13 protein-coding genes are annotated in these 17,138 nt (G+C 55.4%); 8 read left to right on the top strand and 5 right to left on the bottom strand.

Annotation, left to right across the window (positions count from 1 at the left end):
• Window positions 1-11 precede the first annotated feature (11 nt).
• Window positions 12-923: a recombination-associated protein RdgC gene (gene rdgC / locus ACMYSL_RS22605; protein WP_434659994.1), complete on the bottom strand. Its 912-nt coding sequence runs from the start codon at window positions 921-923 to the stop codon at window positions 12-14.
• A 91-nt stretch (window positions 924-1,014) separates the two neighbouring features.
• Here rdgC and mak point away from each other — a divergent pair, with 91 nt between their 5' ends.
• Window positions 1,015-1,920: a fructokinase gene (gene mak / locus ACMYSL_RS22600; RefSeq protein WP_434659993.1), complete on the top strand. Its 906-nt coding sequence runs from the start codon at window positions 1,015-1,017 to the stop codon at window positions 1,918-1,920.
• A gap of 48 nt (window positions 1,921-1,968) precedes the next feature.
• Here the strand turns inward: mak and ACMYSL_RS22595 are convergent, their stop codons facing one another.
• The 3 genes from ACMYSL_RS22595 to sbcD all read right to left on the bottom strand — a co-directional run bounded on the left by ACMYSL_RS22595 (window position 1,969) and on the right by sbcD (window position 6,934).
• Complete coding sequence (locus ACMYSL_RS22595; RefSeq protein ID WP_182236670.1) at window positions 1,969-2,331, bottom strand: NUDIX hydrolase; 363 nt, start codon at window positions 2,329-2,331, stop codon at window positions 1,969-1,971.
• A gap of 269 nt (window positions 2,332-2,600) precedes the next feature.
• Window positions 2,601-5,735 (bottom strand): exonuclease subunit SbcC, encoded by a 3,135-nt coding sequence (sbcC, locus tag ACMYSL_RS22590; RefSeq protein ID WP_434659992.1) that lies wholly within the window; start codon window positions 5,733-5,735, stop codon window positions 2,601-2,603.
• A complete protein-coding gene (gene sbcD, locus ACMYSL_RS22585; RefSeq protein ID WP_434659991.1) occupies window positions 5,732-6,934 on the bottom strand; it encodes an exonuclease subunit SbcD in 1,203 nt (400 codons plus the stop codon). Before sbcD ends, sbcC begins: the two co-directional genes overlap by 4 nt.
• A 184-nt stretch (window positions 6,935-7,118) precedes the next feature.
• Between sbcD and phoB the strand changes: the two genes are divergently transcribed.
• From phoB to malZ, 5 genes are all read left to right on the top strand, one after another.
• Entirely contained in the window at window positions 7,119-7,808 is a 690-nt protein-coding gene (phoB, locus tag ACMYSL_RS22580; RefSeq protein ID WP_181483373.1) for a phosphate response regulator transcription factor PhoB, read from the top strand.
• A gap of 21 nt (window positions 7,809-7,829) precedes the next feature.
• Window positions 7,830-9,125, top strand: a complete 1,296-nt coding sequence (phoR, locus tag ACMYSL_RS22575; RefSeq protein ID WP_182236677.1) for a phosphate regulon sensor histidine kinase PhoR — start codon at window positions 7,830-7,832, stop codon at window positions 9,123-9,125.
• Window positions 9,126-9,537: 412 nt separating this feature from the next.
• Complete coding sequence (brnQ, locus tag ACMYSL_RS22570) at window positions 9,538-10,857, top strand: branched-chain amino acid transporter carrier protein BrnQ (RefSeq protein WP_182236679.1); 1,320 nt, start codon at window positions 9,538-9,540, stop codon at window positions 10,855-10,857.
• Between the two features lie 250 nt (window positions 10,858-11,107).
• Window positions 11,108-12,478 (top strand): proline-specific permease ProY, encoded by a 1,371-nt coding sequence (gene proY, locus ACMYSL_RS22565; protein WP_182236681.1) that lies wholly within the window; start codon window positions 11,108-11,110, stop codon window positions 12,476-12,478.
• 152 nt (window positions 12,479-12,630) lie between these two features.
• Window positions 12,631-14,448 carry a maltodextrin glucosidase gene (gene malZ / locus ACMYSL_RS22560; RefSeq protein WP_304256532.1) on the top strand — a complete coding sequence of 606 codons (1,818 nt, stop codon included), beginning with the start codon at window positions 12,631-12,633 and terminating at the stop codon, window positions 14,446-14,448.
• On the opposite strand, the gene ACMYSL_RS22555 is transcribed toward malZ, so the two are convergent.
• The gene (locus ACMYSL_RS22555) at window positions 14,445-15,347 is read right to left on the bottom strand and encodes a LysR family transcriptional regulator (RefSeq protein WP_182236685.1); all 903 of its coding nucleotides are present in this window, start codon (window positions 15,345-15,347) and stop codon (window positions 14,445-14,447) included. The genes malZ and ACMYSL_RS22555 overlap by 4 nt on opposite strands.
• A gap of 415 nt (window positions 15,348-15,762) precedes the next feature.
• Between ACMYSL_RS22555 and ACMYSL_RS22550 the strand changes: the two genes are divergently transcribed.
• Complete coding sequence (locus tag ACMYSL_RS22550; RefSeq protein WP_112214107.1) at window positions 15,763-16,404, top strand: hydrolase; 642 nt, start codon at window positions 15,763-15,765, stop codon at window positions 16,402-16,404.
• A gap of 185 nt (window positions 16,405-16,589) precedes the next feature.
• A complete protein-coding gene (locus ACMYSL_RS22545; protein WP_182236687.1) occupies window positions 16,590-17,135 on the top strand; it encodes an antibiotic biosynthesis monooxygenase in 546 nt (181 codons plus the stop codon).
• The last annotated feature ends 3 nt before the right edge of the window (window positions 17,136-17,138 follow it).

The following is a 17,138-nucleotide window of genomic DNA, read 5'->3' as shown; positions in this document are numbered from 1 at the left end:
AATGAGTGAGGTTAGCGCTGCGCTTCGCCGCCTAATCCTTCCACCAGATTCTGAATGAGCGCGGCCAGTTCGCCGGTCATCAGAATAAAGTCCGCATCAAAGCGCTGAGCGAAATCTTCCCGGTCGATATCTTCATTCTGATCGCGCAACTCATCACAGAACTTCAGGCGTTTAATCGAACCATCATCGCACATCAGGAACTGAATACGCTGCTGCCAGTCGAGAGCCAGCTTGGTGACTACTTTACCGGCTTCAATGTGCACGGCAATTTCGTCGCTGACCAGATCCTGTTTCTTCGCGCGGATCACGCCACCATCTTCCAGCATTGCTTTCAGCTCGGCTTCATCCAGCAACTGGAAGCCCTGAGCCACGGTACCGGAACGAACCCACTCGGTGAGCGTCAGCTCGATCGGGTTTTCCAGCGCCAGCGGGACGACCGGCAGCGAGCCCAGGGTTTTACGCAGCAGCGCCAGCGTATCTTCCGCTTTTTTGGCGCTGGCGCAGTCCACCATGATCAACCCGTTGACGGTATCTATCCACATCATGGTCTGGCTGAAACGGCTGAAAGCGCGCGGCAGCAGAGAGTGCAGCACTTCGTCTTTCAGCGAGTCTTTCTCGGTTTTCTTTAGCTTGCGGCCCTGCTCGGCTTCCAGCTTAAAGATCTTCGCTTCCAGCGCCTGTTTGATCACCGGCGACGGCAGGATCTTTTCTTCTTTACGTGCGCAGATAACTATCTGGCCATTTGCCGTATGCGTCAGCGCATTGCTGTGCGATCCCATCGGCGAAACCCAACCAGTTTTGGCCATATCCTGGCTGCCACACGGGGTAAATGTCAGCTCGGCCAGCTGTTTTTCCATCTCCTCGGCACGCAAGGAAATGTCGCGGCTGAGACGATAAACCATTAAATTTTTGAACCACAGCATGATAATTTCCACGGCTTTGTCGTTAAATCCAGCGGGCATGATAGCGAATTGTCGCTATGCTTGCATTGTTAATCGGGGAGAGGAATTTACAGTGCGCATTGGGATTGATTTAGGCGGGACCAAAACGGAAGTTATCGCGTTGAGCGACCGGGGAGAGCAACTATTTCGCCATCGCCTGCCTACGCCAAGGGATGATTATCATCAGACGATAGAGACAATTGCCTCGCTGGTAGAGATGGCTGAGCGGGCTACGGGGCAGCGCGGCACGGTCGGTATGGGGATCCCCGGCTCGATTTCGCCCTATACCGGCGTGGTCAAAAATGCCAACTCGACCTGGCTCAACGGTCAGCCGTTTGATAAAGATCTCAGTCAGCGCCTGAATCGCGAAGTGCGTCTGGCGAATGATGCCAACTGCCTGGCGGTATCGGAAGCCGTAGACGGCGCGGCGGCCGGGGCGCAAACGGTATTTGCGGTGATTATCGGTACCGGCTGCGGTTCCGGCGTGGCGCTAAATGGGCGTGCCCATATTGGTGGTAACGGTACGGCGGGCGAGTGGGGGCACAATCCGCTGCCGTGGATGGATGAAGACGAATTGCGCTATCGCGCGCAAGTGCCGTGCTACTGCGGCAAGCAGGGCTGTATCGAAACCTTTATTTCCGGTACTGGTTTTGCTACCGATTATCAGCGGCTGAGCGGTAATCCGCTGAAAGGCCGCGAGATTATGCTGCGCGTCGATGAGCAGGATCCGATGGCTGAACTGGCGCTGAGCCGCTATGAAATGCGGCTGGCGAAGTCGTTGGCTCACGTGGTGAATATTCTCGACCCGGACGTCATTGTGCTGGGCGGGGGGATGAGCAATATCGAGCGGTTGTATCAAACGCTGCCGAATCTGCTGAAACTCTGGGTCTTCGGCGGCGAGTGCGAGACGCCGATTCGCCAGGCAATGCACGGTGATTCCAGCGGCGTGCGCGGCGCGGCCTGGTTGTGGCCGCTGTAAATAATGAGCCCGTTGCGCGGTCGGTGCTGCGCAACGGATGTTGGTTGCTTACAGGTCCGGGATCTCTTCCAGAGCATAGTAAATCGTAAGCCCTAGTTTTTCTCCTTCCTGAATATCCAGATCTGCCCCTTTGGATTCGCCCGGCATCCGCAAAATAGCGTTACAACGGCTAATCAAACGGTGCGCGACGGGATAGAGATACTCCTCGCTAATCGCATCGCCAATCTCCTTTGAACCTGCCGCTTTGGCAACAGGTAAAGCTAACCATTCGCCGACCACGGGGATATGACCTTTTTGGTAAACGCTTAGCGCAACCTGCGCCATGTTGTTCAGGTTAGCGTCGATTAATTCCGGACGATTATTGGTGCCGCTGCGTACCGGGCCGGCGATCAAAATAAGAGAGCTTTTCATGTTTAAGACCTTCTTGATGCGTGAAAGGGAGTGCTGTTGAAGGTTTCCTTTCCTGTGGCACTTTCCGTCAGTCAAAACTGTTTATGCACGAATTTGCGCGAAATACATAATTAACAGTCATAATTGAGCTTTAAGATAAACTATCATGCAGATTCGTGCAATATCAAGATTAGTCGTGAATGGAATGGTTGTATGTAATGCGCCGAACGGCAAAATGCGGCCTCTCCCCGAAGGAAGGGGCCTTTTATGAGGATATTGATGGGGGAGAACTAGTCGACGGCGAAGGTTTTATCCAGGCGGCTATAACCCAGCCCATTGATTTTTTTAACTTTAATTTGTACCGGGATGCGCTCTTTCATCGCCTCGACGTGGCTAATCACGCCGATGACCTTGCCGCTGGCGTTAAGCGCATCCAGCGCATCCAGCGCGGTATCAAGGGTTTCGCTATCCAGAGTACCGAATCCCTCATCAAGAAATAGCGAATCAATCCGCGTTTTGTGACTCACCAGGTCGGACAGCGCCAGCGCCAGCGCGAGGCTAACGAGGAAGCTCTCGCCACCGGAAAGGGTTCGCGTGTCGCGCACCGCGTCTGCCTGCCAGGTATCGACCACTTCCAGCTCCAGCGCCTCACTGGCTTTACGTTGCAACAGATAGCGACCATGCAGGCGGTTGAGCTGATGGTTGGCCAGCCACACCAGATTATCCAGCGTCAGCCCCTGGGCGAATTTACGGAATTTATCGCCCTCTTTGGAGCCGATAAGCGAGTTCAGCCACGCCCAGTCCTCCACTTCCTGAGCCGCGCGTTCCATCTCCTGACGCAGCGCCTGCTGACGCTGCTGGTTTTCGCTATTCTGCTTCAGCTGTTGGCGAATCTCGCCCTGACGGGCACTGTTCTCGCGCAGTCGCGACGCCAGTTGCTGGAGTTTTTCCTGTACTTGCTCAAGCGGCTGGCTGATGTCCGTTTCTGCTGGCGGTTGCTGACTGTGGCTATCCAGCGTTTCGCGGGCCCGCAGCGCCAGCGCCTGGTTCTGCTGTAGCGTGCTCTCCAGCATCTGCTTCAGCCGTTCGAGGCGCTGGCGCGTCTCTTCATCCAGCAGTGCGGCAAGGAATGCCTGCTGGTCGGCGAACGGACTGGCGGCCAGCGCGGCGCTGAACTGTTTTTCGGTCTCAGTTAGCTGAGTTTGCTGCTGATTTTCCTGCTGCCCCAGCGTTTGCCACTGGCTCTGAAGCGCCAGGCAGTCGTCGTGCACCTGACGCCAGCCTTCCATCGGCGCGGGCTCGGCCTGTTGCTCGGTTTCCGGTAGCGCTTCCAGTAGCGGCGTCAACTGCTGGAGCTGCTCCTGAAGAGCCGTGGCTTCGTTCTGTTTGTTTTGCCAGCTGCGGGTCTCTTCTTCCCGCAGCGCTAACCAGTTCGTAGCCTGGTCCGGGGCGGGTAAGCTCAGAGCAAACGCGCTCAGCTCAGCCGCCAGTGCGACGCTGCGCTGCTCTTGTTCTTGCTGAAGCTGTTGCAGCTGCTGCTGGCACTCCTGCTGCTGGGCCTGCCAGTTCAAGCGTTGTTGGTGTTGATATAGCCGCTGTTCATGCTCTTGCTGCGCATTCAGCCAGCCGGGAATATCATCCTTTGGCTTCAGGTCGATATTTAATCCGGCGATCGTCTCCTGCCATTGTGATGTGAGCGCTTGCTCCTGTTGAAGAAGGGATGCTTTCTCGGCGGTCTCTTTTTGCTGCTGTTTAAGCAGCGCATCCAGCTCGCCGCGAAGCTGTGCCCCGGCCTCTGCTAGCTGTTTAACTTCATGCTCTAGCGCATCACGACGCGCCTGGTTTACGCCGGGAACCAGCGCCTGATACTCGGCGATAGCCGGATGCTGTTCGGAACCGCAGAGCGGGCACGGCGAGCCGGGCTGGAGACGGGCGCGATCGGCCTCAAGTCCGGCAATCCGCGCCTCCATTTCACACAGGGCTTTCACATCGCTGAACTGCTGATTCTTCTCTTTATAGGCCTGTCGGCGCTGGGCCAGAGTCGCTTCCAGCTTTTCCTGTTCCTGTTTGCTGGCCTGTTCGGCGGCATTTAGCTGTAATAACCGTTGGCTGAGCGGTTGTAGCTGGCTATAGAGAGAAGAAAGCTGCTGACGCAGAGGCCGGGCCTTTGCGTGCTGCGCCAACTCGAGGCCCACTTGTTCGGCATCCAGCGTTAGCGTGGTACAAGGGAGTTCAGCCAGCCTGCCGGTCGTTTCCGTCAGGCGCTGTTGCAGGGTGGATTGCTGCTGCGCATCGCGGGCCTGCTGTTGAAACGCTGCCCGCCAGCCCGCCAGCGCATTTCCCCACTGCTGATAGCGGTCGTGCTCTTTTAGCCATGCGGATAGCGTGTGCTGGTGGGCGCGCAGGCGTTCGGACTGCTGCTTGGCGGCGAGACGAATGCCTGCCCGCAGCCGTAGCCGTTCATGTAAGCGAGTATTTACTTCTTCTCTCTGGTGGCGGGTTTGCGCCAGCGCGGCGGCTTGTTCCTGCTGGCGCGTCCAATGCGGGCGCAAGTGTTCGGCGGGCTGCGCATTGAGCAGTGCGATCAGCTGCGGCTGCGCCTGTTCGAGCGCAGACTGCGCCTCGCGCAGCGTGGCCTGGGCCTTCAGATTTTCTGCCGTCAGCTCTTCACGACGCATCAGCCATTGGCGGGCGTTTTGCAGGCAGGTTTGCTCGCTAACCTGCTGTTTTTCTTCATCAGTAAGTACTTGCAAACTTTGCTGGAGAACCAGCTGCTGCTCGTCACTCAGCAGCAGGACGCCGGAAGCCTGGGCCTGAAGTTTTTCCAGCTCGATGCGGGCAAGCTTATGCTTTTCAAAGACCTGTGCTGAAATCTGGCCGTAAATTTCGGTACCGGTTAGCTCTTCCAACAGCTCGGCGCGCTCTTTGGGTTTGGCGTTGAGGAAGGCGGCGAACTGCCCCTGCGACAGCAGCATTGAGCGGGTGAAGCGACCATAATCCAGCCCGGTGAGGGTGGCGGTCATTTCCAGTTTATCTTTGACTTTATCGGCGAGGATTTTGCCGTCGTCGCAGCGCGCCAGTTCGACGCGCGGGGCCTGTAGATTACCATCCGGCTGGTTTCTTGCCCGGTTCTGGCTCCAGAAGGCGCGGTAGGCGATACCTTTGACCTCGAACTCCACTTCTGCCAGACATTCTGCGGTGTCGCGGGTCATTAGATCGTTTTGTGATTGTGACACGCTGCTCAGACGCGGGGTTTCGTGGTACAGCGCGAGACAGATGGCGTCGAGCAGGGTGGTTTTTCCGGCACCGGTCGGCCCGGTAATGGCAAACAGCCCGTTGCTGGCGAACGGCTCGGCGGTGAAATCGATTTTCCACTCGCCTTTTAGCGAGTTGAGGTTTTTCAGACGTAAGCTCAGGATTTTCACAGACGATCCTCATCGTTCAGGCTATGCAGCGTCTCGTTAAACAGCTGCTCCAGGCGCTGTTGCTGCGACTCTTCCAGGGTTTCCAGCGCCAGGCGACGGGCAAACACATCTTCGACCTGCAGTTCGCTGAGCGTTTCCCGGCGCTCGCCCGCCAGAATGCGCTCGCGCTGGGCGCGGCTGCGGCGCACCAGCAGCACTTCTACCGGTAGCGTTTCGGTCTGTGCCTGAATTTTGCGTTGAATATCATGCAAATATTCGTCGCTGGTGATCTCAATATCCAGCCAGACGGCGGGTTGCTGGCTATTATCTTGCCACTGATTCAACTGCTCGCTGATGCTGGCGAAATCGCCCTTTAATACCGCCAGCGGCTGGGTAATGGGGACGATGAGCGGCGTGACGTCTGTTAGACATCCGTTGGTGAAGGTCACCAGGTTGACGCTTTTGTTTTTCCCGGTTTCGTCAAAGCTCAGCGGGATGGGCGATCCGCTGTAGCGAATATGCTCGCAGCCGCCCACCACTTGCGCCCGGTGAATATGGCCAAGCGCGATGTAATCGGCAGGGGGAAAGTGGCTTGCCGGAAAGGCATCGAGGGTGCCGATATAGATTTCGCGAACCGCGTCGCTTTTGCTGGCGCCGACGGTGGTCAAATGACCGCTGGCGATAATCGGCAGCGGTCGGTCGCCGCGCAGTTCGCAGGCCTGCTGATACTGCTGCTGGTAGTAGTCGCTGATGGCGGTGAGGAGCTGCTTCTGCTTTTCACCGCTGGAGTGACCGGCCTGGCTGGTCACTAGCTCGCGCGGGCGCAGGAACGGCACAGGGCAAAAAATCGCCCCCGCTGAACCATCACGCAAGGGCAGAATAAAAGGAGCGTGACCGGCATTGGCGACTACCGTGGTTTTCAGGAAGGCGAGAATATCCCGCGATTCATTGAGGGTCGCCACCGAATCGTGGTTTCCCGCCAGTACCACCAGTTGGCAGCCGGTCTGCTGTAGCTGAACGACAAACCGGTTATACAGCTCACGCGCGTAGCTCGGCGGGGAGCCAGTATCAAAAATATCGCCCGCGACAATAATGGCATCAACCTCATGCTCCTGGGCGCTGGTCAGCAGCCAGTCGAGAAACGCCTGATGCTCAGCGGCGCGGCTTTTGCTATAAAAATTTTGCCCAAGGTGCCAGTCAGAAGTGTGAAGGATGCGCATAGTGGTCCCGTAGCGAAAAAAGCGTAAGCGGCATTATAACACTGGTCTTCAGTGAGATAAGTCCGTGTCACAATTCAAAATCCCTTGTTCATCTGCCCGTCATTTTTTTCATAAATCTGTCATAAATCTGACGCATAATGGCCGCGCACTTCTATACTGATGGCTAAAAAATACAGGGTAAATAATGGCGAGAAGAATTCTGGTCGTTGAAGATGAAGCTCCAATCCGCGAAATGGTCTGCTTTGTTCTGGAGCAAAACGGCTTTCAGCCCATCGAGGCGGAAGATTTTGACAGCGCGGTCAATCAACTCAATGAACCCTGGCCTGATTTGATCCTGCTCGACTGGATGCTACCGGGTGGCTCAGGTTTACAGTTTATTAAACAGCTCAAGCGCGAAGCGATGACCCGCGAGATTCCGGTGGTGATGTTGACCGCCCGTGGTGAAGAGGAAGATCGCGTTCGCGGCCTGGAAACCGGCGCGGATGATTACATCACCAAGCCATTCTCTCCGAAAGAGCTGGTGGCGCGAATTAAAGCCGTGATGCGACGCATTTCGCCGATGGCGGTGGAAGAGGTGATTGAAATGCAGGGACTGAGCCTCGACCCTTCTTCTCATCGCGTCATGACTGGTGAAAACCCGCTGGATATGGGGCCGACCGAGTTTAAATTATTACACTTCTTTATGACCCACCCGGAGCGTGTTTATAGCCGCGAACAGCTGCTCAACCACGTTTGGGGAACTAACGTATATGTAGAAGACAGAACGGTGGATGTACATATTCGCCGCCTGCGTAAAGCGCTGGAACATAGCGGCCATGACCGGATGGTACAAACGGTTCGCGGCACGGGATATCGTTTCTCCGCCCGTTTCTGAATCTCGACAGGAGTGTGAACCGTGCTGGAACGGCTGTCATGGAAAAGGCTGGCGCTTGAGCTTTTCTTGTGTTGTATCCCGGCCCTGATCCTCGGGGCGATTTTTGGTCACCTGCCGTGGTTTTTGCTGGCGGCGGTGACGGGTCTTCTTATTTGGCATTTCTGGAATCTTATGCGTCTGTCGTGGTGGCTGTGGGTTGACCGCAGCATGACGCCACCGCCGGGCAGCGGCAGTTGGGAACCGCTGTTGTACGGCCTGCATCAGATGCAGATGCGTAATAAAAAGCGCCGTCGCGAGCTGGGTAGTCTTATAAAGCGTTTTCGCAGCGGTGCAGAATCTCTCCCTGATGCGGTGGTTTTAACTACCGAAGAGGGCGTGATGTTCTGGTGTAATGGCCTGGCCCAGCAGACGCTTAATCTGCGCTGGCCGGACGATAACGGACAGAACATCCTTAACCTGCTGCGCTACCCGGAATTTGCCAACTACCTGAAATATCGTGATTTCTCGAAGCCGTTGAATCTGGTGTTGAATAATGCCAGGCATCTGGAAATTCGCGTGATGCCCTACAGCGACAAACAGCTGCTGATGGTGGCGCGTGATGTTACGCAGATGCATCAGCTCGAAGGGGCGCGACGTAACTTCTTTGCCAACGTCAGCCACGAGCTGCGAACCCCGCTGACGGTGTTGCAGGGGTATCTGGAGATGATGCAGGAGCAGATACTGGAAGGGGGCACGCGCGAGAAAGCGTTACACACCATGCGTGAGCAAACCCAGCGTATGGAAGGCCTGGTTAAACAACTGCTGACGCTGTCACGAATAGAGGCCGCGCCGGTACTGGCGATGAACGATAGAATCGATGTGCCGATGATGCTGCGGGTGGTGGAGCGCGAGGCGCAAACCCTGAGTCAGCAGAAGCATGTTCTGCATTTTTCCGTCGATGAGTCGCTGAAAGTGTTGGGGAATGAAGAACAACTGCGTAGCGCGATTTCCAACCTGGTGTATAACGCGGTCAATCATACTCCGGCGGGAACGGAAATCACCGTGAGCTGGAAGCGGGCATCTCACGGCGCGTTGTTTAGCGTCGAGGATAACGGGCCGGGAATTTCTCCGGAGCATATTCCGCGCCTGACCGAACGTTTCTACCGTGTTGATAAGGCACGATCGCGGCAAACCGGCGGCAGCGGTTTGGGGCTGGCGATTGTTAAACACGCGATCAGTCATCACGACAGTCGTCTTGAAATTGAAAGCACGCTGGGCAAAGGGACGCGTTTTAGCTTCTTGCTGCCGGAACGTTTAATTGCCAAAAATGAGCCCTAGTTCCTGTCCTGTCAGCATTAGTTGCCAATGACCAGCTTCGGCTGGTCATTTTCATTTGCAGTCAATTTCGTTTTGCGTAATTAACGAACGTTCGCTGCTTTTTTGTTCGCATGATAAGCCACATGTTTTCCATCAGTCAGGTCAATCATTCTGGCTATGAAAATAGAGTTAGCATAATCATCTGCTTTTACGATCCCTCCTTGCTTTAAAACGTTATAAGCGTTTAAATTGCCCCCCTACGGTCGCAGACAGACTGTTTTTGCGTGGTAATTCAAAAAACAATTCTTTTCCACGCCGCTTTGGGAGCATATCCCGCTGAGTTTACTGACAATGGCCGCTGTATCATCCCCTAAGGGAAGGCGCGGTATTTATCCGTTTTTACAACACCACATCCACAGGCAGTAATGAATTTATGACCCATCAGTTAAAATCTCGCGACATCGTTGCGTTGGGCTTTATGACCTTCGCGCTGTTCGTCGGCGCAGGCAATATTATCTTCCCTCCGATGGTTGGCTTACAGGCTGGTGAACACGTCTGGACCGCGGCTATTGGCTTTCTGATTACCGCCGTGGGTTTACCGGTGCTAACGGTCGTGGCATTGGCGAAAGTCGGCGGCGGCGTAGAAAGCCTGAGCACGCCGATTGGTAAAGTCGCCGGTATCCTGCTGGCCGTGGTCTGCTATCTGGCTGTGGGGCCGCTGTTCGCCACTCCGCGTACCGCCACCGTCTCCTTTGAAGTGGGGATTGCTCCGCTGACCGGTGATGGCCCGCTGCCGCTGCTGATTTACAGCGTTATCTATTTTGCACTGGTGATCCTCGTTTCGCTCTACCCGGGCAAACTGCTGGATACGGTGGGGAATTTCCTCGCGCCGCTGAAAATCATTGCGCTGGTTATTCTCTCCGTTGCGGCGATTGTCTGGCCTGCCGGCCCGCTGAGTCACGCGATGGAAGCCTATCGCACCGCACCGTTTTCTAACGGCTTCGTTAACGGTTACCTGACCATGGATACCCTCGGGGCGATGGTCTTTGGTATCGTGATTGTCAACGCCGCGCGTTCCCGTGGCGTGACAGAAGCCCGTCTGTTGACCCGCTACACCGTCTGGGCTGGCCTGATGGCTGGTGTTGGCCTGACGCTGTTGTATCTGGCGCTGTTCCGCCTCGGTTCCGATAGCGGCACGCTGGTCGAGCAATCCGCCAACGGCGCGGCGATTCTGCACGCTTACGTACAGCACACCTTCGGCGGCGCGGGAAGTTTCCTGCTGGCGGCGCTGATCTTTATCGCCTGTCTGGTTACGGCGGTGGGCTTGACCTGCGCCTGCGCGGAGTTTTTCGCCCAGTACCTGCCGTTCTCTTATCGCACGCTGGTGTTTATCCTCGGCCTGTTCTCGATGGCAGTCTCCAATCTGGGGCTGAGCCACCTGATTCAGATTTCAATTCCGGTGCTGACGGCAATCTACCCGCCGTGTATCGCACTGGTTGTATTAAGCTTTACCCGCGGTTGGTGGCATAATTCGTCCCGCGTTATTGCCCCGGCCATGTTTATCAGCCTGATGTTTGGTATTATTGATGGCGTGAAAGCGTCACCGTTTGCCGACTTTATGCCATCCTGGACCGCGCGTCTGCCGCTGGCAGAACAGGGGCTGGCCTGGCTGATGCCGACCGCAGTAATGCTGATTCTGGCGGTTGTTTGGGATCGTGCCGTAGGACGTCAGGTGACATCCGGCGCACACTAAACGACGTCGAAAATTTAAGTGCTTAACCACGGGATTTAACTTCCCGTGGTTTTTTGTTTTTTGGTTCTACCTGTCATACTTCAAGTTGCTTGTGCGTTGGCTACGCTCGCTCCCCCAGTCACATAGTCATCTATGCTCCTGGGGATTCGCTCCCTTGCCGCCTTCAAGCAACTCGAATTATTTAGGGTATATGCTCCTTTTGAACTTTGCCCCCGCAAAGGCCAGAGGGAGACAAACGGCATGGAACACGATGGAAAGTAGTAACAAGCTTAAGCGTGGGCTAAGTACCCGGCATATTCGTTTTATGGCTCTTGGTTCGGCAATCGGTACCGGGCTTTTCTATGGCTCGGCTGACGCGATTAAAATGGCGGGGCCGAGCGTCCTGCTGGCTTATATTATCGGCGGCGTCGCGGCGTACATTATTATGCGCGCGTTGGGCGAGATGTCGGTGCATAACCCTGCCGCCAGCTCGTTCTCACGCTACGCGCAGGACTACCTTGGCCCGCTGGCGGGTTACATCACCGGCTGGACCTACTGTTTTGAAATCCTGATCGTCGCCATCGCCGATGTAACAGCCTTCGGCATCTATATGGGCGTCTGGTTCCCGGCGGTGCCGCACTGGATTTGGGTGCTCAGCGTGGTGTTGATCATCTGCGCCGTCAACCTGATGAGCGTGAAGGTCTTCGGCGAGCTGGAGTTCTGGTTCTCCTTCTTCAAAGTCGCCACTATTATCATCATGATTCTGGCCGGTTTCGGCATCATTATCTGGGGTATTGGTAACGGCGGCCAGCCGACCGGCATCCATAATCTATGGAGCAACGGCGGTTTCTTCAGCAACGGCTGGCTGGGGATGGTGATGTCGTTGCAGATGGTGATGTTCGCCTACGGCGGGATTGAAATCATCGGTATTACCGCCGGTGAAGCGGAAGACCCGGAGAAATCTATTCCTCGGGCCATTAACTCGGTCCCGATGCGTATCCTGGTGTTTTACGTCGGCACGCTGTTCGTGATTATGTCTATCTACCCGTGGAATCAGGTTGGAACGAACGGTAGCCCGTTTGTCTTAACCTTCCAGCATTTGGGTATCACCTTTGCCGCCAGCATCCTGAACTTTGTGGTGCTGACCGCTTCGCTGTCGGCGATTAACTCTGACGTCTTTGGCGTGGGGCGGATGCTGCACGGTATGGCGGAGCAGGGCAGCGCGCCGAAAATGTTCGCCAAAACGTCGCGCCGTGGGGTGCCGTGGGTGACGGTAATGGTGATGACCATTGCGCTGCTGTTTGCGGTCTATCTTAACTACATCATGCCAGAGAACGTCTTCCTGGTGATTGCCTCGTTGGCCACCTTCGCCACGGTGTGGGTGTGGATTATGATCCTACTGTCGCAGATTGCCTTCCGCCGCCGTCTGCCGCCGCAAGAGGCGCAGGCGCTGAAGTTTAAGGTGCCGGGCGGGGTAACGACGACGGTTATTGGGCTGATATTCCTCGTCTTTATTATTGGTCTGATTGGTTATCATCCGGATACCCGCATCTCGCTGTACGTCGGTTTTGCGTGGATTATCCTGCTGCTGGTGGGCTGGCAGTTTAAAACTCGTCGCGACCGTAAGCTGGCGAAGGCGTAGCCATTTTGTTCTCTCCTTGCCGGATACGCTCAGGCTATCCGGCAAGAGATCCCTCCACCCCCGCCATCCTCCCCCAATAATTCTGCCGATGATGAGTCATACGCCTGTACGCTGTGGCAAGGTGTGCCCATTCTGCAAAGAGAGGAATAACGATGTTGAAGGCATGGCACCTCCCGGTTGCTCCGTTTATTAAGGAACAGCAGGAACGACTGTTTATTACATTATGGCTAAGCGGCGACGATCTGCCGCCGCGGGTGACGTTGCGTGCGGAGGAGGACAACGAAGAGCTTTCGCTGCCGATGCACCGTCTGCGGCAGGAGCCGCATCCAGGCGTGGTAGCGTGGCGCGGGGAAATCAACCTCGTCAACGGGCAGCCGCGTCGGCGCTATAGCTTCAAGCTGCTGTGGGCCGACCGTCAGCTTTGGTTCACGCCGCAGGGTTTTAATCGATTCCCACCAGCGCGGCTGGAGCAGTTTGCCGTCGATGTTCCGGACAGCGGACCGCAGTGGGTGGCCGACCAGGTGTTTTACCAGATTTTCCCCGACCGTTTTGCCCGCAGCCAGTCGCGCGAGGCTGAACAGGACAAGGTTTACTATCATCACGCAGCCGGTCACGACATCGTGCGTAAAGAGTGGGATGAACCGCTCACCGGCGAGGCGGGCGGCTCCACCTTTTATGGCGGCGATCTGGATGGTATCAGCGAAAAGCTGCCGTACCTGAAGCAGCTTGGCGTCACGGCTCTGTATTTGAACCCGGTCTTTGTTGCCCCCAGCGTGCATAAATACGACACCGAAGATTACCGGCGCGTTGACCCGCAGTTTGGCGGCGATGCGGCGCTGCTGCGCCTGCGCCACAATACGCAAAAAGAGGGAATGCGTCTGATCCTTGATGGCGTATTCAACCACAGCGGTGATTCGCACGCCTGGTTTGATCGCCATCAGCGCGGTAGCGGTGGTGCCTGCCATAATGCCGATTCGCCGTGGCGCGACTGGTATAACTTCTCTCCGGAGGGCGTGGCCCATGATTGGCTGGGATATTCCAGCCTGCCGAAGCTGGATTACCGCTCAGAGACCCTGGTCAATGAAATCTATGCCGGAGAAGATAGCGTAGTGCGCCACTGGCTGAAAGCGCCGTGGAGCATGGACGGCTGGCGGCTGGACGTGGTGCATATGCTGGGGGAAGGCGGCGGGGCGCGTAATAACCTGCGCCATATTGCCGGCATCACCCATGCGGCGAAGCAAGAGCAGCCGGAATCCTTTGTGTTTGGTGAGCATTTCGGCGATGCGCGCCAGTGGCTACAGGCCGACGTTGAAGATTCGGCGATGAACTACCGCGGGTTTACCTTCCCGCTGTGGGGCTTCCTTGCCAATACCGACATTTCCTACGATCCGCAGAAAATCGATGCGCAAACCTGCATGTCGTGGATGGATAACTATCGCGCCGGGCTGTCGCATCAGCAGCAGTTGCGGATGTTCAACCAGCTTGATAGCCATGATACCGCCCGCTTTAAGTCACTTTTGGGCAAGGATGTGGCGCGTCTGCCGCTGGCGGTGGTATGGCTGTTTAGCTGGCCGGGCGTACCGTGCATTTATTACGGTGATGAAGTCGGCGTGGATGGCAATAACGATCCGTTCTGCCGTAAGCCGTTCCCGTGGGATCCGGCATTGCAGGATGGCTGTCTGCTCGGCTTGTATAAGCGTATGAGCAAGCTGCGTAAGGCTAATCAGGCGCTGCGCTACGGCGGCTGCCAGGTGATTTATGCCGAAGAGAACGTGGTAGTGTTCGCGCGTGTCTATAAGCAGCAGCGGGTGCTGGTGGCGATTAACCGCGGCGAAGCCTGCGAGGTTGTTATTGAGGATTCACCGCTGCTTGATGTTAACGGCTGGCAGTTGAAAGAGGGAGTCGGGGCGCTGCACGACGGTGTGCTGACGCTACCCGCTATCTCGGCCAACGTGTGGTTTAGCCGTTAATGATAGAGCTGGCTCAGTCTTTCGTCCTGGAGAATGGCCTCACGCCACCAGCGCTGGGCCAGCCCGTCATTCCCGCTACGCCAGGCCATATAGGTAATATCTTTCTCACGAAACGACGTGACAGGCTTTTCCACCAGCTCGCCGCTTTCCAGCCACTGACGGGCGATATGGCGCGGTAAAAAGCCGCAGCCCAGCCCGGCGCGTAATAATTCCACTTTGCTGGCGAAGCTATCGACGCGAATTTGCGGCTGTTCATCAAGCAGATTGCTGTTAAGTGGATGGCAGTTGCGTGCGCTGTCGCTGATCACCACCGCGCGATGCAGGCTCAGCTGTTTGTTGGTCAGCGGTTGGGTGGTTTGCGCCAGTGGATGCTCCGGCGCAACGACGAAAATATTGTCCATTGTGCCGAGCATTTTCCACGACCATTCGGCAGACGTTGGCGGTTCATTAATCGCCCCGAGAATAATATCCGCCCCGTTGTGGGTGAGTTCTTCCCATGAACCGGCGAGAGTATGATGGGTAAAGTTAAGCCGGGTTTGCGGATGCAGCGAGTAGAACTCGTCGATCAGCGGTAACAGCGCATTAAAAGGGAAAGAGTCATCCAACGCGATGGCCAGATCCCGCTCCCAACCGGCGCTGAGCTGAACCGCCTGCTTTTCCAGATCTTTGGCAGCATTCAGCAACAATCGCCCCTTCTCCAGCATCATTCTGCCAGTATCGGTAAATTTAGCCCGATGTCCGGAGCGATCCAGCAAGGTAATGTTCAGATCGTTCTCCAGTTTTTGGATCATGTAGCTCAGCGCGGCGGGGGTCTTAAAGAGCGACTCGGCGGCGGTGGCAAAAGAGCCATGTCTGTCCAGCGCGTCGAGAATCAGCAGGACATCAAGGTTTAAACGCATGAGTCAAATTCCAACAAAAAATAGTCTCTACGTTTTACCGAAGGCTGATATTCAATTCCAGTGAATAATTTAGAACAGTTAAGCGTAAAATTTTGATATACCCAAAATAATTCGAGTTGCTTAAAGGCGGCAAGGGAGTGAGTCCCCGGGAGCATAGATGACTATGTGACCGGGGTGAGCGAGCGCAGCCAACACATAAGCAGCTTGAAGTATGACGGGTATAAACATAAATTCATTAATATTGTGATGGATAATTTAATAGCCATAACTTTTTCTTCAGAAATAAATTAGAAAAAAAACTTTAATAACTCGTTAGAAATTACTGACTATACTCACCATGCTTTATCAGTCAGGATCCAGACAGCACAACGGCTACGGTAGTATCTTTTTAACTCATTGATTAACAGGATATGTTATGTCTATTCGTGAACTGATCGATCCCTCTAACTCTGCCCTCATTTTTATTGACCACCAGCCGCAAATGTCTTTTGGCGTGGCTAATATTGATCGCCAGACGCTGAAAAATAATACGGTGGCTCTAGCCAAAGCTGGGAAAATTTTTAATGTTCCGGTGATTTATACTTCAGTAGAAACTAAAAGTTTCAGCGGCTATATCTGGCCAGAACTGCTGGCGGTACATCCTGATGTGAAACCCATTGAACGCACGTCGATGAACTCCTGGGAAGATGCGGCCTTTGTGGCGGCGGTAAAAGCGACCGGGCGTAAAAAATTGATTATCTCCGCTTTGTGGACCGAAGTGTGCCTGACCTTCCCGGCGCTGATGGCGCTGGATGAAGGATATGAAGTTTATGTGGTGACCGATACGTCCGGCGGCACCTCGGTTGACGCCCACGAACGCTCAATTGATCGTATGGTTCAGGCCGGTGCGGTGCCGGTGACCTGGCAGCAGGTGCTGCTTGAGTATCAGCGCGACTGGTCACGTAAAGAGACCTATGACGCAGTGATGGACCTGGTGCGTGAGCACAGCGGCGCTTACGGAATGGGCGTGGATTACGCGTATACCATGGTGCATGGCGCGCCGGAGCGTCAAGCTTAAATACACTTCATCCTTCAAGCTGCCTCTTTGTTGGCTTCGTTTGCCCGCCCCGGTCACTGACTTATGTCAGCTCCCGGGGACGTACAACCTTGCTGCCTCGATGCAGCATGAATGATTTTGTGTATTGTCATTTATGGCTGATGGCGGGGTAAATCCCGTCATTACCCTGAAGCAAGGAACTCTTAATGGCGCAGCAGAAATCGGTGACCCTGGTTATCAGTCATGTACTCGACCCCGAACATGGCCAACGTTATGAAGAGTGGCTGGGTAAAATTATGCCGATTGCGGCGGAGTTTCCCGGACATCTTGGCGCCAACGTGATTCGCCCGGCCGCCGGGCAGAATTTATGGAGCGTTATCATTCGCTTTGACACCATTGAGCATCTTTACGCCTGGACGCAGTCAGAAACGCGTCGCGAGCTGGTGGCGGAAATCGCACCACTGCTGAGCGAAGGCGACCGGACCGAAGTTCGCACCGAACCGGCCTTTTGGTTTACGCCACCGACTGCCAACGTGCGCCAGCCGCTGCGCTGGAAGCAATTTTTAATCACCCTGCTGGTGATTTTCCCCAGTACCAATCTGGTGCCCACGGTAACCGGAATGCTATTGCCCTCGCTGAAGGGAAGTCTGTTACTGCATTTGATCAATGATGCCTGTGTGGTCGCGCTGGTGGTCTGGTTCTGGATGCCCATCGTGACCCGTCTGTTTGCTGGCTGGTTAAAGAAAAACTGAGTC

The sequence above is a fragment of the Klebsiella sp. MISC125 genome, assembly GCF_051131775.1.
Taxonomy (GTDB): Bacteria; Pseudomonadota; Gammaproteobacteria; order Enterobacterales; family Enterobacteriaceae; genus Klebsiella.
Note: the sequence above shows the minus strand (reverse complement) of the source record. Positions and strands in the feature narration are given on the sequence as shown.